General features: G+C 65.2%; 3 protein-coding genes. All 3 read left to right on the top strand.

Features of this window, described 5'->3' with window-relative positions:
• Positions 1-1,602 (top strand): amino acid adenylation domain-containing protein (locus BBG20_RS05310; RefSeq protein ID WP_141697262.1); only part of this gene is annotated, 1,602 nt, incomplete at its 5' end.
• Between the two features lie 3 nt (positions 1,603-1,605).
• Entirely contained in the window at positions 1,606-9,387 is a 7,782-nt protein-coding gene (locus tag BBG20_RS05305; RefSeq protein ID WP_065900905.1) for a non-ribosomal peptide synthetase, read from the top strand.
• Positions 9,388-9,397: 10 nt separating this feature from the next.
• Positions 9,398-17,534, top strand: an 8,137-nt coding sequence (locus tag BBG20_RS05300) for a non-ribosomal peptide synthetase (protein ID WP_226945039.1), incomplete at its 3' end; no start/stop codon positions are given.

Raw genomic sequence — 17,534 nt, 5'->3', positions numbered from 1 at the left:
GTGTATGTGCCGCTGGATATCGAATACCCCCGCGACCGCCTGCTGTACATGATGCAGGACAGCCGCGCGCAACTGCTGCTCACCGACAGCCGAGCGTTGCAGCAACTGCCGATCCCGGCAGGATTGACCAGCCTGGCGATTGATCGCACTGAGGAGTGGGCGGGGTTCAGCGACACGGCACCCGATGTGAAGCTGGACGGCGACAACCTCGCCTACGTGATCTACACCTCCGGCTCCACCGGCATGCCCAAGGGCGTGGCGGTGTCCCACGGCCCGTTGGTGGCGCACATCATCGCCACCGGCGAGCGTTATGAAACCTCGCCGGCCGATTGCGAATTGCACTTCATGTCGTTCGCCTTCGACGGCTCCCACGAAGGCTGGATGCACCCGTTGATCAACGGCGCGAGCGTGCTGATCCGCGATGACAGCCTGTGGCTGCCCGAGTACACCTACGAACAGATGCACCGTCACAACGTGACCATGGCCGTGTTCCCGCCGGTGTACCTGCAACAGCTGGCCGAACATGCCGAGCGCGACGGTAATCCTCCGAAAGTCCGTGTGTACTGCTTCGGCGGTGACGCCGTGGCGCAGGCGAGCTATGACCTAGCCTGGCGCGCACTCAAGCCGACCTACCTGTTCAACGGCTACGGCCCGACGGAAACGGTGGTTACGCCACTGCTGTGGAAAGCACGCAAGGGTGACCCGTGCGGCGCGGTCTATGCACCGATTGGCACGCTGTTGGGCAATCGCAGCGGCTATGTGCTCGACGCGCAGCTCAACCTGCAGCCGGTCGGTGTCGCCGGCGAGCTGTACCTGGGCGGCGAGGGCGTGGCGCGCGGTTACCTGGAGCGTCCGGCACTTACCGCCGAGCGCTTCGTGCCGGACCCCTTCGGCAAACCGGGTAGCCGCGTGTACCGCAGCGGTGACCTGACCCGTGGGCGCCCGGATGGCGTGGTGGACTACCTCGGTCGCGTCGACCATCAGGTGAAAATCCGTGGCTTCCGCATCGAACTGGGCGAGATCGAAGCGCGCCTGCGTGAGCAGGACAACGTCGGCGAAACCGTGGTGGTGGCCCAGGAAGGCCCGACCGGCAAACAGCTGGTGGCCTATGTGGTGCCGGCCGACGCCAACCTGGCCGATCAGGCCGAGTTCCGCGACAGCCTGCGCCGCGCCCTGAAAACCCGCCTGCCGGACTACATGGTGCCGACGCACTTCATGTTCCTCGCGCAGATGCCGCTGACCCCCAACGGCAAGCTCGACCGCAAGGGGTTGCCCGAGCCGGATGCAAGCCTGCTGCAACAGGCCTATGTGGCCCCCGAAAGCGAGCTGGAACAACAGATCGCCGCGATCTGGGCCGAGGTGCTGCGCCTGCCGCAAGTGGGCCTGAACGACAACTTCTTTGAAGTCGGCGGTCATTCCTTGCTGGCGATCCAGATCACCTCGCGGGTGCAGGCCGAACTGGGCCTGGAAGTGCCACTGGTGGAAGTGTTCCAGACCGAAACGCTGCGTGCCTACGTACAGGCCGCCGCCACCTTCCGCGCCGGCAGTGCGGAAGATTTTGATGACCTTCGTGACTTTTTGAGCGAACTAGAGGCGATTTGACCCATGCTTTCCAACCCTAATATCGATCTGGTTTCGCGCTTTCTTCGCCTGCCTCTGGAACAGCGCCAGCAGTTTTACCAGCGCCTGCAAAGCCGTGGCATGAGTTTCGCCCAACTGCCGATTGCCTCGATCCGCGAGGACGGCCAGAAGCTGCCATTGTCCTACGCCCAGGAGCGCCAGTGGTTTCTCTGGCAACTGGACCCGGACAGCGCCGCCTATCACGTGCCCGGCGCCCTGCGCCTGAGTGGCCAGTTGGACAAGGCCGCTCTGCAACGCAGCTTCGACACGCTGGTGGCGCGCCATGAAAGCCTGCGCACGCGCCTGCACCTGGACGCCGAGGAGCGTGCCCAGGAGGTGCTGGCCCACGCCGTGATCGAGATCGCTGAAAGCGCAGTCGACGAGACCCAGCTCACGTCCCGCGTCGAAGCGGAAATCGCCCGGCCTTTCGATTTACAGCAAGGTCCATTGTTGCGGGTCAGCTTGCTCGCCGTGAGCGAAGACGAGCACGTGCTGGTGCTGGTGCAGCACCATATCGTCTCCGATGGCTGGTCGATGGGCGTGATGGTGCAGGAGTTGATGCAGCTCTACGCCGCCTACAGCCAGGGCCAGGACTGTGTGCTGGCGCCGCTGCCGATCCAGTATGCCGACTACGCGCTGTGGCAGCGCCGCTGGATGGAGGCCGGGGAGAAGGCCCGTCAATTGGACTACTGGCGCGAACTGCTCAGCGGCGCGCAGCCGGTGCTGGAGCTACCGTTCGACCAGCCGCGCCCGGCGCAACAGAGCTTTCGCGGCGCGCGCCAGGACATCGTGCTCGAACCGGCCCTGGTTGCAGGCTTGAAAGCCCTGGCCCAACGTGAAGGCGTGACGATGTTCATGTTGCTGCTGGCGTCGTTCCAGGCCTTCCTGTACCGCTACAGCGGGCAATCGGACATCCGTGTCGGCGTGCCGATTGCCAACCGCAACCGTGTCGAGACCGAGTCGCTGATCGGCTTTTTCGTCAACACCCAGGTGCTCAAGGCCGACGTCGACGGCGCCATGCCCTTTACCGCACTGCTGCAGCACACCAAGCGCCGCGCGCTGGAGGCCCAGGCTCATCAGGACTTGCCCTTCGAGCAATTGGTGGAGGCGCTGCAACCGGAACGCAGCCTGAGCCACAACCCGCTGTTCCAGGTGATGTTCAACCACCAGGCCCACTCACACACAGCAGAACAGCAATTTCCTGGCCTGCGCGTGGCCCACCTGGAATGGGACAGCCACAGCGCCCAGTTCGACCTGAGCCTGGACACCCAGGAGAGCGGCGACGCGATCTGGGCCTCCCTGACTTACGCCACCGACCTGTTCGGCGCCGCCACCGTGGCACGCATGGCCGAGCACTGGCTGAGCCTGCTGCGTGCCGCCGTGGCGAACAGCGCGTTGCCCGTGCAGGACCTGGCGACCCTCAGCGCCAACGAGCGCGAGCAGATGCTTGACCAGTGGAACGCCACCGCGCGCGATTATCCGCAAGGGCAGTGGGTGCATCAGCTGATCGAGGCGCAGGTGCTGGCGCAGCCGGACGCACCGGCAGTGCGCTTCAACCACCTGTCCCTGAGCTATGCCGAACTGAATCGTCGTGCCAACCGCCTGGCCCATCGCCTGATCGAAGCCGGTGTCGGCCCTGACGTGCTGGTCGGCCTGGCGGTGGAGCGCTCCATTGAAATGGTGGTTGGCCTGCTCGCGGTGCTCAAGGCCGGTGGGGCCTATGTGCCGCTGGACCCGGAGTATCCGCGTGAGCGCCTGGCCTACATGCTCGATGACAGCGGGGTGAAACTGCTGCTGACCCAGGCGCATCTGCGTGAGCAGTTGCCGATTCCCCAAGGTCTGGAAACGCTGGTGCTGGGCGAGTCCGACTTTGAGGACTACAGCGACACCAACCCAGGCATCGCGCTGGACGGCGAAAACCTCGCCTACGTGATCTACACCTCGGGTTCCACCGGCCAGCCCAAAGGTGCCGGCAACCGTCATTCGGCATTGCTCAACCGCCTGCAATGGATGCAGGAGGCCTATGGCCTGGAGGCCAGCGACAGCGTGCTGCAAAAGACCCCGTTCAGCTTCGACGTTTCGGTGTGGGAGTTCTTCTGGCCGCTGATGACCGGCTCGCGTCTGGTGGTTGCCGCGCCGGGGGATCATCGCGATCCGGCCCGGCTGGTCAGCCTGATCAATGCCGAGCGCATTACCACGCTGCACTTTGTGCCGTCGATGCTGCAGGCATTCCTGCAGGAACCGGCGGTGTCGAGTTGCCAAAGCCTGCAGCGCATTGTGTGCAGCGGCGAAGCGTTACCGGTGGATGCGCAGCAGCAAGTCTTCGCCAAACTGCCCCAGGCCGGGCTCTACAACCTGTATGGCCCGACCGAAGCAGCTATCGACGTGACCCACTGGACCTGCATCGATGAAGAGCGCGATGCGGTGCCGATAGGCCGTCCGATTGCCAACCTTGGGTGCTACATCCTCGACAGCAACTTCGAACCTGTACCGGTTGGCGTGCTGGGTGAGCTGTACCTGGGCGGCATTGGCCTGGCCCGTGGGTATCACCGCCGTCCGGCACTTACCGCCGAGCGCTTTATCGCCCACCCGTTCATCAAGAGCGAGCGCCTGTACCGCACCGGCGACCTCGCGCGCTACCGCGCAGACGGCGTGATCGAGTACGCCGGGCGTATCGACCATCAGGTCAAGTTGCGCGGCTTGCGTATCGAACTGGGTGAAATCGAAGCGCGCCTGCTCGAACACGAGTGGGTCCGCGAGGCCGCCGTGCTGGCCGTCGACGGCAAATACCTGGTCGGCTACCTGGTGTTGCACAGCGCCGGCGATGATTGGCGCGAAGTACTCGGTGCTCATCTGGCCCAGCACCTGCCCGACTACATGGTGCCGGCGCAGTGGGTGGTACTCGACCAGATGCCCTTGAGCCCGAACGGCAAGCTCGACCGCAAGGCCCTGCCCAAGCCCGAGGCCACGCAGCAATACGAAGCGCCGCACACTGCCCTGGAGCAGCAGATTGCCGCGATCTGGGCCGAGGTGCTGGGCATCGAGCACGTGGGCTTGAACGACAACTTCTTCGAGCGCGGCGGCGACTCGATCATTTCGATCCAAGTGGTCAGCCGCGCCCGGGCGGCCGGCATTCATTTCACCGCCAAAGCGCTGTTCCAGCACCAGACCGTACGCAGCCTGGCGCGGGTGGCGCAGTTGCAGGTGGCCCAGGTCATCGACCAGGGGCCGGTGCAGGGCACGACGCCGTTGCTGCCGTTCCAGCAACTGTTCTTCGGAATGCAATTGCCCGAGCAACACCACTGGAACCAGTCACTGCTGCTGACCCCGCGCGAGGTGATGGAGGGCGACCGCCTGGAAACGGCCTTGCAAGGGCTGATCGCGCACCATGATGGCTTGCGCCTGCGCTTCAGCCCGCACGCCGCGGGGTGGCAGGCCGAGCATGCCGCAGCCGTTACGCCGGTGCTGTGGCAAGCCCGTGTGCAGGATGCCGATGAACTGGCCGCCCTGTGCGAAAACGCCCAGCGCAGCCTCGACCTGCAGCAGGGGCCGTTGTTGCGCGCGGTTCTCGCCGAACTGGCCGACGGTTCCCAGCGCCTGCTCTTGGTCATGCACCACCTGGTGGTGGACGGCGTGTCCTGGCGGGTGTTCCTCGAAGACCTGCAGAGCCTGTATCGCCACCAATCGCTGCCGGCCAAGACCTCGTCGTTCAAGGCCTGGGCCGAGCGTCTGCAGGCTCATGCCCGCAGCGAATCGATCCGTGCCGAGAAAGACTTCTGGCTGCAACAGCTGCAAGGCCTGCCGACCGACTTGCCTTGCCGTGATCCACAGGGTGCGCGCCCCGTCCGCCTGGCCCAGACCGTGATCAGTCAACTGGATGCCGAACGCACCCGGCAGCTGCTGCAGCAGGCGCCGACGGCCTATCGCACGCAGATCAACGACCTGCTGCTGACCGCGCTGGCACGCGTGATCTGCCGCTGGACCGGGCACGCTTCGAGCCTGATCCAGCTGGAAGGGCACGGCCGTGAAGACCTGTTTGACGAGATCGACCTGACCCGCACCCTGGGCTGGTTCACCAGCCTGTTCCCGGTGCGCCTGACCCCGGCCGAGTCGCTTGCCACGTCGATCAAGCAGATCAAGCAACAGCTGCGCGCTGTCCCGGACAAAGGCCTGGGCTTCGGCGCGCTGCGCTACCTGGGCGATGACGCCACGCGCGAGGCCTTCAGTGGCTTGCCGGTGCCGCGCATCACCTTCAACTACCTGGGCCAGATCGACGCCAGTTTCGACCAGCCGGACGGCCTGTTCATCCCGTCGGCAGAAAGCGCCGGCGCCGAACAAAGCCCCGAGGCGCCATTGGGCAACTGGTTGACGCTCAACGGCCAGGTGTATGGCGGTGAACTGCAACTGGGCTGGACCTTCAGCCCGCTGATGTTCGACCCCGCCGCGATCCAGGCGCTGAGCGTGGCCTATACCGAGGAATTGAATGCCCTGGTGGAGCATTGCTGCACGCCTGGCAACCGCGGCTTTACGGCGTGCGACTTCCCGTTGTCGCGCCTCAACCAGGCGCAGTTGGAGTCCTTGCCGCTGGCCGCAGACGCCATCGAAGACATCTACAGCTTGTCGCCGATGCAGCAGGGCATGTTGTTCCACACCTTGTATGAACAGGCCGCGGGCGACTACATCAACCAGATCCGCGTGACCGTCGACAACCTGGACGTGGCGCGCTTCCAGCATGCCTGGGATGCCACCGTGCAGGCTCATGACGTACTGCGCAGTGGTTTCTTCTGGGAAGGGCAGCTGGAGTGGCCATGCCAAGTGGTGTACCGCGAGGCGCGGTTGCCGATCGACGTGCTTGATTGGCGAGCGATGCCTGAGCGTGAGCTGGAGCTGCAGAACCTGCAGGAGGCCCAGCGCCGCCAGGGGTTTGACCTGACCAAGGCGCCGCTGGTGCGCCTGGTGCTGGTGCGCACCGATGAGCAACGCCATGAGCTGATCTACACCAATCACCACATCCTGATGGACGGCTGGAGCAATTCGCGGCTGTTCGGTGAAGTGCTGCAACGTTATGCCGGCGTCGCCGTGCCGCAGGCCGGCGGGCGTTACCGCGACTACATCGGCTGGCTGCAACAGCGTGACGCACAGGCAACCGAAACCTTCTGGCGTGAACAACTGGCCGTGCTGCACACCCCGACCCGCCTGGGCAGCAGTCAGCCGCTGGCCGCGCAGGGGCATGGCGAGCATCAACTGCAGCTGGACCGTGCCTTGACCGCGCGCCTGGAATCTTTCGCGCGCAGCCACAAGGTCACGCTCAATACCTTGATTCAGGCGGCGTGGCTGATCCTGTTGCAACGCCACAGCGGGCAGGCGGTGGTGTGCTTCGGCGCCACCGTGGCCGGGCGCCCGGCCGAATTGGCCGGGGTGGAGCAACAGGTCGGCCTGTTCATCAACACCTTGCCGGTGATCAGCGCGGTGGAGGGCCAGCAATCGGTAGCCGACTGGCTGCAAGCGGTGCAGGCGCAGAACCTGGCCCTGCGCGAGCATGAACACACCGGCTTGTACGACATCCAGCGCTGGGCCGGGCAGGGCGGCGAGGCCTTGTTCGACAACATTCTGGTGTTCGAAAACTACCCGGTATCCAAGGCCCTGGAACAGAGCGGCGGCAGCGGCATTCGCTTCGGCACGCCGCATTCCCACGAGCAGACCAGCTTCCCGCTGACCGTGCTGGTGGACGTCGGCGACACGCTGTCAGTGCAGTTCGGCTTTGCCCGCGCGCACTTCAGTGCGGCCATGGTGCACAGCTATGCGCGCCACCTGGTCAACCTGCTGCAGGCCATGCTCCAGGGCGGGCAACAACACCTTGGCGAGCTGGCCATGCTCGACCCGGCCGAGCGCCAGCAAGTCGTGCGGGACTGGAATGCCACGGCGCGGGACTATCCCCTGCAGGACTGTGTGCATCAACGGATTGAACAGCAGGTAACGCGAACGCCGGACGCGCCGGCCCTGGTATTCGCCGAGCAGCGCTTGAGCTACGCCGAATTGAACCGTCGCGCCAATCGCCTGGCCCATCGCTTGATCGAGGCGGGTGTGGGCCCGGATGTGCTGGTCGGCCTGGCCGTGGAGCGTTGCGTCGAGATGGTGGTCGGCCTGCTCGCGGTGCTCAAGGCCGGTGGCGCCTATGTGCCGCTGGACCCGGAGTACCCACGCGAGCGCCTGGCCTACATGCTCGACGACAGTGGCGTGAAGCTGCTGCTGACCCAGGCGCACTTGCGCGAGCAACTGCCGATTCCCACCAGCCTGGAAACCTTGGTACTGGGCGAGTCTGCCTTTGAAGACTACAGCGACAGCAACCCAGGCATCGTGCTGGACGGCGAAAACCTCGCGTATGTGATCTACACCTCCGGCTCCACTGGCCAGCCCAAAGGCGCCGGCAACCGTCACTCGGCCCTGGCCAACCGTCTGCACTGGATGCAGGAAGCCTATGGCCTGGATGTCAGCGACACGGTCCTGCAAAAGACCCCGTTCAGCTTCGACGTGTCGGTGTGGGAGTTCTTCTGGCCATTGATGACCGGCGCGCGCCTGGTGGTCGCGGCGCCGGGGGATCACCGCGATCCGGCCAAACTGGTCAACCTGATCAATGCCGAGCAGGTCACCACGCTGCACTTTGTGCCGTCGATGCTGCAGGCATTCCTGCAGGATCCGGCGGTTGCGACCTGCCACACCTTGCACCGTATCGTGTGCAGCGGCGAGGCGTTGCCGGTGGATGCGCAGCAGCAGGTGTTCGCCAAACTGCCGCAGGCCGGGCTCTACAATCTGTACGGCCCGACCGAGGCGGCCATCGACGTGACCCACTGGACCTGCATCGATGAAGGCCGCGATGCGGTGCCGATTGGGCGTCCGATTGCCAACCTCGGTTGCTACATCCTCGACGACAACTTCGAGCCGGCGCCGGTGGGTGTGCTCGGCGAGCTGTACCTGGGTGGCGTGGGCCTGGCGCGGGGTTACCATCGCCGTCCCGCGCTGACTGCCGAGCGCTTTATCGCGCATCCGTTTGTCGACGGCGAGCGCCTGTACCGCACCGGCGACCTGGCACGCTACCGCGAAGACGGCGTGATCGAGTACGCCGGGCGGATCGACCATCAAGTCAAGTTGCGCGGCCTGCGCATCGAGCTGGGCGAAATCGAAGCGCGCCTGCTGGAGCACGACTGGGTCCGCGAGACCGCCGTACTGGCTGTCGACGGCAAATACCTGGTCGGCTACCTGGTGCTGCACGACGCCGCCGACGATTGGCGCGATGTGCTCAGCGCACACCTGGCCCAGCACCTGCCGGACTACATGGTGCCTGCGCAGTGGATGCTACTGGAGCAGATGCCGCTGAGCCCCAACGGCAAGCTCGACCGCAAGGCGCTGCCCAAGGCCGATGCCAACCTGCAGGCACGCGCCTACGTGGCGCCGTCCAGCGAGTTGGAGCAGCAGATCGCCGCCATCTGGGCCGAGGTACTCGACGTGGAGCGGGTGGGCCTGAACGACAACTTCTTCGAACTGGGCGGGCATTCACTGCTGGCGACGCAGGTGGTGGTGCGCCTGCGCGAGCAATTGCACGCCGAGTTCGATGTGAAATCGATCTTCACCACCCCGACCCTGGCCGATCTCAGCGCCTACGTGGCGGCGCAGCAGACAAATAATTCGCCGGTGCAGGACGCATTGGCTAAATCCTTGGAGGCCCTCAAACGTCTATCAGCAGAAGATTTGGATAAATTGATTTCCTGAGGGGCGTGGCGTGCAAGCATTAATCGAGTCGGTAGGTTCACTTTCTGCGCAACAGAAGAAAGCGTTGGCGGTAATGCTCAAGCAGCAAGGCATCAACCTGTTTGAGATTGCCCCGGTTTTCAAGCGCCAGGAAGGCGAGCCGCTTCGACTCTCTTATGCGCAGGAGCGGCAGTGGTTTCTGTGGCAGCTGGAGCCGCAGAGCACCGCCTATCACGTACCCCGGGCGTTGCGCCTGACCGGCCACCTCGACGTGGCCGCGTTGCAGCGCAGCTTTGACGCGCTGGTCAAGCGCCATGAGAGCCTGCGCACGCATTTGCAGGAGGACGGCGACAGCGCCTTGCAGGTCATCGCCGACCAGGTGCGGGTCGACATTGCGCGGGTCGATGCCCAGGAGTCAGAACTCAAGGCGCTGGTCGAGGCCGAGATCGACCAGCCGTTCGATTTGCAGCAAGGCCCGCTGTTGCGGGTCAAGCTGCTGCGCTTGGCGCCGCAGGAACATGTGCTGGTGCTGGTGCAGCATCACATCGTCTCCGATGGCTGGTCGATGCAGGTGATGGTCGACGAACTGGTGCAGTTGTACGCCGCCCACGTGCAGGGCCACGACCCGCAACTGCCGGCCTTGCCGATCCAGTATGCCGACTACGCGCTGTGGCAACGCAGCTGGATGGAAGCCGGCGAGCGCGAGCGTCAATTGGGCTATTGGCAAGGCCTGCTCGACGGTGAACAGCCGGTGCTGGAAATGCCCATGGACCGCCCACGGCCGGCGGTGCAGAGCTACCGGGGCGCGCGCCTCGACCTGACACTGGAAGCCTCGCTGGTCGCGGGTCTCAAGACCCTGGCACAGCGCGAAGGGGTGACCCTGTTCATGCTGTTGCTGGCATCGTTCCAGGCAGTGCTGCATCGCTATACCGGCCAGAACGACATCCGCATCGGCGTGCCGGTGGCCAACCGCAATCGGGTGGAAACCGAGCGCCTGATCGGCTTTTTCGTCAACACGCAAATCCTCAAGGCCGATATCGACGGCCAGATGACCTTTCGCGACCTGCTGCAGCAAACCCGGCAGCGCGCCGTCGACGCCCAGGCCCATCAGGACTTGCCGTTCGAGCAGTTGGTGGAAGCCCTGCAGCCGGAACGCAGCCTGAGCTACAACCCGTTGTTCCAGGTGATGTTCAATCACCAGACCGACACCCAGCGCGGTGCTGGCAGCGTCACGGGCCTGCAGGTGCAAGGGTTGGAGTGGGACAGCAAGACCGCGCAATTTGACCTCAACCTCGACACCCAGGAATCGGCCGACGGCATCCAGGCCTCGCTGACCTACGCCACCGACCTGTTCGACGCGCCGAGCCTTGAGCGTTTCCTCGCCCATTGGCACCGGTTGCTGCAAGCGGTGGCCAAGGATTGCGGTGGCCGTGTCGGCGAGCTGCCGTTGCTGGACGATGACCAGTGGCAGCAACTGGTACACGGCTGGAACCACACGCACAAAACCTTCGCCCACGACGTGGGCGTGCACCGCCTGCTGGAAGCCCAGGCCCAGGCGCGGCCTGATTCCACGGCACTGGTGTGCAACGGCCAGGCGCTCAGCTACGGCGAGTTGAACCGGCGCGCCAACGGCCTGGCCCATCGCCTGCGCGCAGCGGGTGTGGGCCCTGACGTGCTGGTGGCGGTGGCACTGGACCGTTCGGTCGAGATGGTGCTGGCATTGCTCGCCACGCTCAAGGCCGGCGGCGCCTACGTACCGCTCGATCCACAGTTCCCGGCCGACCGCCTGGCCTTCATGCTCGAAGACAGCCGTGCCCGCGTGTTGCTGACCGCTGGCGAACTGCACACGCGGCTGCCGCTGGCCGCCGACCAGCACGTGCTGTTCATGGACGCGCAGGAAGACGCGCGCTACAGCCACGCCAACCCTGACGTCGAGCTGACCGGCGAGCACCTGGCGTATGTGATTTACACCTCCGGCTCCACCGGCAAGCCCAAGGGCGTGATGGTGCGCCATGGCGCGCTGAGCAGTTTCACCCACGGCATGGCGGAGACCCTGGCCATCGGCGCCGACGCGCGCCTGTTGTCGTTGACCACGTTCTCGTTCGACATCTTTGCCCTGGAACTCTACGTGCCGCTGGCAGTAGGCGCGACCGTGGTGCTGGCCGACAAGGACGTGTCGCTGGACCCCGAGGCGATCCTCGACCGGGTGCAGCGCGAGGCAATCAACGTGGTGCAGGCCACGCCATCAACCTGGCGCATGCTCCTGGACAGCGAGCGCCGCACCTTGCTGCACGGGGTCAAGTGCCTGTGCGGCGGCGAGGCGCTGCCGGCCGACCTGGCCGAGCGCATGCTGGCCCAGCAGGGTACGGTGTGGAACCTGTACGGCCCGACCGAAACCACCATCTGGTCGGCCGCCCATAAGCTGGTCGAGCCGCTGCCGTTTGTCGGTCGGCCAATCGCCAATACCGCCTTGTTCATTCTCAACGCCGACCTCACCCCGTGCCCGGTCGGCGCTGCCGGCGAACTGTTGATCGGCGGGGTCGGCCTGGCCCGTGGTTACCTCGGCCGGGCGGCGATGACTGCCGAGCGCTTCGTGCCCAACCCCTTTGCCGGCAACGGCGAACGCCTGTATCGCACCGGTGACCTGGCGCGCTATCGCGCGGATGGCGTGGTCGAGTACATCGGCCGCGTCGATCATCAGGTCAAGGTGCGCGGTTTCCGGATCGAGCTGGGCGAGATTGAGGCGTGCCTGCGCGAGCAGAGCCGCATTCGCGAAGCGGTTGTGGTAGCCGAGAACGACCAGTTGCTGGCCTACCTGGTGACCGACACCCCGACGCCTGAGGCCGATCAAGGCGCGTTGCGCGAGCGGTGCAAGGTCGCGTTGCGTGAGGTACTGCCGGACTACATGGTGCCGGCACACATGCAATTCCTGTTGCGCCTGCCGCTGACACCCAATGGCAAGCTGGACCGCAAGGCGCTGCCGAAACCGGACGCCAGCCTGCTGCAAAAACGCTATGTGGCGCCGGTCAGCGAGCGCGAGAGCCAGGTCGCGGCCATCTGGGCGGACGTATTGGGCACGCCGCAGGTGGGCCTGGAAGACCACTTCTTCGAACTCGGTGGGCACTCGCTGCTGGCGACCCGCGTGGTGTCGCGTGTCCGCCAGGCGCTGGGGATCGAGGTGGCGCTCAAAAGCCTGTTCGAACAACCGGTGCTGGGCGCCTTCGTGCGTGGGCTGGGGGAGGCGGGCGCCGAGGTGGCGCAGATCCCGCGGGCCGATCGTGAACGGCCGTTGCCGTTGTCGTATGCCCAGGAGCGCCAGTGGTTCCTCTGGCAGTTGGAACCCGACAGCGCGGCCTATCACATTCCCGCCGCGCTGCGCCTGCTGGGCACACTCGACCACGGGGCCTTGCAACGGGCTTTCGATACACTGGTGCAGCGCCATGAAACGCTGCGCACAGTGTTTTTAGCCGATGTGCAGCAGACCGTTCAACGTGTGCTCGAACAAGCCCGCCCGGTTATCGAGCACCGGCGCCTGGGTTCGGCCACCGCCGCTGAATTGCAAAGGCTGGTAGAGACAGAAATCGCCCGGCCCTTCGACCTGCAGGCCGGCCCGTTGCTGCGTATCACCCTGCTGCAACTGAGCGAGCGCGAACATGTGCTGGTGCTGGTGCAGCATCACATTGTGTCGGATGCCTGGTCGATGCAGGTCATGGTCGATGAGCTGGTGAGTCTCTACGCCGGTTACAGCCAGGGCCTCGACCCGCAGCTGCCGGCACTGCCGATTCAATACGCCGACTACGCGCAGTGGCAGCGCAGCTGGATGGAGGCGGGCGAGAAACAACGCCAGCTGGCCTACTGGCGTGCCCGCCTGGGCGATGTGCAGCCGGTGCTGGAGTTGCCGCTGGATCGTCCGCGCCCGGCCTTGCAGCGCTATGACGGTGCGCGCCTGGACCTGCGTGTCGAGCCCGGCGTGGTCGAGGGCCTGCGCGCCCTGGCACAGCGCGAAGGCGTGACGATGTTCATGGTGCTGCTCGCGTCTTTCCAGGCCTTGTTGTACCGCTACACCGGCCAGGCGGATATCCGTGTCGGTGTGCCTATCGCCAACCGCAACCGCCTGGAAACCGAGCAACTGATCGGCTTCTTCGTCAACACCCAGGTGCTCAGGGCCGAGATCGACGGGCACATGACCTTTGCCCAGCTGTTGCAACAGGTCAAGGAACAGGCGCTGGGCGCGCAAGACCACCAGGACCTGCCGTTCGAGCAATTGGTCGAGGCCCTGCAACCCGAGCGCAGCCTGAGCCACAACCCGCTGTTCCAGGTGATGTTCAACCACCAGTCGGATGCCCAGGCCAATCGCGCCGGGCAACACGTGCCGGGCCTGCAGGTGCAGGGGCTGGAATGGGACAGCCACACCGCCCATTTCGACCTGAGCCTGGACACCGAGGAGTCCGCCGATGGCCTGTTGGCCTCGCTGACCTACGCCACCGCGTTGTTCGACGCGAGCACCTTGCAGCGCTTCGCCGGGCACTGGCAGAACCTGCTCAAGAGCGTGGCTGGCGCTGCCCGACAGTGTGTCGCCGACCTGCCGATCCTGGGCAGCAGCGAGCAGGCGCAGATGCTTTATGAGTGGAACCCGCCGCAACCGGCGCGGGCCGCCCACGGCAGCGTATTGAGCAAATTCGAGCAGCAGGTGGCCAGCCGGCCCGAGGCGGTCGCGTTGATCATGGATCAGCGGCGCATGGATTACGCCGACCTCAACCGGCGCGCCAACCGCCTGGCGCACCGGCTGATCGAGCAGGGCGTGGGCGCCGACAGCCTGGTCGGCGTGGCCGTGGACCGCTCGCTGGAAATGATCGTCGCGCTGCTGGCCGTGCTCAAGGCCGGTGGCGCCTATGTGCCGCTGGACCCGCAATACCCACGCGATCGTCTGCAATGCATGATCGAAGACAGCGGCTTGCAGCTGTTGCTGACCCAGCAGCCCTTGCTCGAGCGCTTGCCGATCACCGCGGACCTCACGTTGATCTGCCTGGAGTCCGACCCGGAATGGCTGGCCGAGTACCCGTCGAGCAATCCACCGGCGCGTGCGTTCGCCTCCAACCTGGCCTACCTGATGTTCACCTCCGGTTCGACCGGGCGGCCCAAGGGCGTCGGGATTGACCAGGCCTCCCTGGCGCGGCACGTCGAGGTGTTTATCGATGTATTCGACCTGACTGCCGCCGACCGTGTACTGCAGTTCGGTACGTTCAACTTCGACGGTTTCGTCGAGCAACTCTATCCGGCGCTGTGCTGCGGCGCTGGCGTGGTGGTGCGGGGCGGCGAGCTGTGGGACAGCGACACCTTCTACACGCAACTGATCGAACATGAGATCTCGGTGGTCGACCTGACCACCGCGTATTGGCACCTGATCGCCCGTGACTTTGCCGAGCGTGGCGTACGTGATTACGCACGTCTGCGCCAGGTGCATGCGGGGGGCGAGGCCATGCCGCCGGAAGGGCTGGCGTCGTGGCGCGAGGCCGGGCTGGGCCATGTCCGCCTGCTCAACACCTACGGTCCTACCGAGGCGACCGTCACGGTCACGGCCCTGGATTGCGCAGGCTATGTGGATGGCAGCGAAGCCGTGACGCAAATGATGCCGATTGGTCGTGTGCTTGAGGGGCGCGCGATCTATCTGCTGGATGCCAGCCTCAACCCGGTGCCCGTGGGCGTGGCCGGTGAGCTGGTGATTGGCGGACCGCTGCTGGCGCGCGGGTATTTCAATCGCGCCGCCTTGAGCGCCGAGCGCTTTATTCCCGACCCTTTCGACCCCGCAGGTGGCGGCCGCCTGTACCGCACCGGTGACCTGGCGCGTTATCGTGCCGATGGTGTGATCGAGTACATCGGGCGCATCGACCACCAGGTCAAGGTGCGTGGCTTCCGTATCGAACTCGGCGAGATCGAGTCCCGCCTGCTGGCACAGGAGGGCGTGCGCGAAGCCTTGGTGATTGCGGCCGACCAGCAACTCATCGCCTACGTGGTCACGTCGCAGGTGGCGTCCGAGCAGGATGCGCTGCGTGAGCAGATTCGCAGCGCATTGCGCGATGAACTGCCGGACTACATGGTGCCGGCGCATTTCATGTTCCTGCAGGCCCTGCCACTGAGCCCCAACGGCAAGCTCGACCGCCAGGCCTTGCCGCGTCCGGAGGCAAGCCACGCGACGCCGCATTGGGTGGCGCCGGTCACCGTGCTGGAGCAGCAGGTCGCGGCAATCTGGGCGGATATCCTCGGTGCCGAGCGCATTGGCCTTACCGACCACTTCTTCGAACGAGGCGGCCATTCGTTGCTGGCCATGCAAGTGGCGTCGCGCCTGCGGCATAACCTGGGGATCGAGTTGCCGCTGCGCGTGCTGTTCGAGCAACCGCGCCTGGACGGCTTTGTCGCAGCCCTGCATACCGAGGGCAAGCGGGGCGGATCGACCGCGCCAGCGCTGGTGCCGGCGTCCCGAGAGCTGCCGCTGGTGTTGTCCTACGCCCAGGAGCGCCAGTGGTTCCTGTGGCTGCTGGACCCCGACAGCGCCGCTTACCATGTGCCCAGTGCCTTGCGCCTCAAGGGCCAATTGGACCTCGACGCGCTGCAACGCAGCTTCGATAGCCTGGTGGCACGCCATGCCAGCCTGCGCACGCATTTGCAGCAGGACGACGCGCAAACGCTGCAGGTGATTGCGCCACAGGCCAGGGTTGAGATCACCGTGGTGCAAACCGATGAGGCCAGTCTCAAGGCCCAGGTGGAAGCTGAAATAGCCCGCCCGTTCGACTTGCTCGCCGGCCCGTTGCTCAGGACCCGCTTGCTGCGCCTGAGTGAGAACGAGCATGTGTTGGTGCTGGTGCAGCACCATATCGTCTCCGACGGTTGGTCGATGCAGATCATGGTCGATGAGCTGGTGCAGTTGTACAGCGCCTACAGCCAGGGCCAGTCACTGCAACTGCCGGCCTTGCCGATCCAGTACGCGGATTACGCCCGGTGGCAGCGCGAGTGGATGGACGCGGGTGAAAAAGCCCGGCAGTTGGCCTACTGGCAAGGTTTGCTGGGCGGCGAGCAACCGGTATTGGAACTGCCGTTCGACCATCAGCGCCCAGCCGAGCAAAGCCATCGCGGTGCGCGTCTGTTTGTGCAATTGCCGTGCGCACTGGTCGCGGACCTCAAGGGCCTGGCGCAACGCGAAGGCGTGACCGTGTTCATGCTGTTGCTGGCCTCGTTCCAGGCGTTGATGCACCGCTACAGCGGCCAGGAAGACGTGCGCGTCGGTGTGCCGATTGCCAACCGCAACCGGGTCGAAACCGAGCGGCTGATCGGCTTCTTCGTCAACACCCAGGTGCTCAAGGCCGATATCGATGAGCAGACTACGGTCACGCAACTGTTGCAGCAGGCGCGCCAGCGGGCGCTGGAGGCCCAGGATCACCAGGACCTGCCGTTCGAACAGTTGGTGGAGGCGTTGCAGCCCGAACGCAGCCTGAGCCTCAACCCGCTGTTCCAGGTGATGTTCAACCACCAGACCGAAGCACGCCTGGGCGGCAGCGAACATCAATTATCGGCGCTGCGCGTCGAAGGGCTGGAGTGGGAAAGTCACACGGCCCATTTCGACCTCGACCTGGATGTGCACGAGGGCACCGACAGTCTTTGGGCGACCCTGGGTTACGCCACCGACCTGTTCAATGCCTCGACCATCGAGCGCATGGCGCGCCACTGGCAGAACCTGTTGCAAGGCATGGTCGAGGATCAACAGCAGAGTATCGGCCAGTTGAACCTGCTTGACCCGGATGAGCGCCAACAGATCCTGCAACTGTGGGACCGCACGGGTTCCGGTTTCTCGGCCCAGCGCCTGGTGCACGAGTTGGTAGCGGATCGTGCGCGGGAAAATCCTGCTGCGGTGGCGGTCAAGTTTGATGCGCAAACCCTGACCTACGGCGAGCTGGATCGCCAGGCCAACCGCCTGGCCCATGCGCTGATCGCCCGCGGTGTCGGCCCGGAAGTGCGCGTGGCCATCGCCATGCCGCGCAGTGCCGAGATCATGGTGGCGTTCCTTGCGGTAATGAAAGCGGGCGGGGTGTATGTGCCGCTGGATATCGAATACCCCCGCGACCGCCTGCTGTACATGATGCAGGACAGCCGCGCGCAACTGCTGCTCACCGACA

It is taken from the genome of Pseudomonas aylmerensis, assembly GCF_001702265.1.
Classification (GTDB): Bacteria; Pseudomonadota; Gammaproteobacteria; order Pseudomonadales; family Pseudomonadaceae; genus Aquipseudomonas; species Aquipseudomonas aylmerensis.
The sequence above is the reverse complement of the archived record's forward strand: the minus strand, read 5'-3'. Positions and strand labels throughout refer to the sequence as shown.

Bases quoted from the DNA above. Each gene is read 5' to 3' on its own strand.
- BBG20_RS05305 (WP_065900905.1), top strand. From the start codon at position 1,606: ATGCTTTCCAACCCTAATATCGATCTGGTTTCGCGCTTTCTTCGCCTG.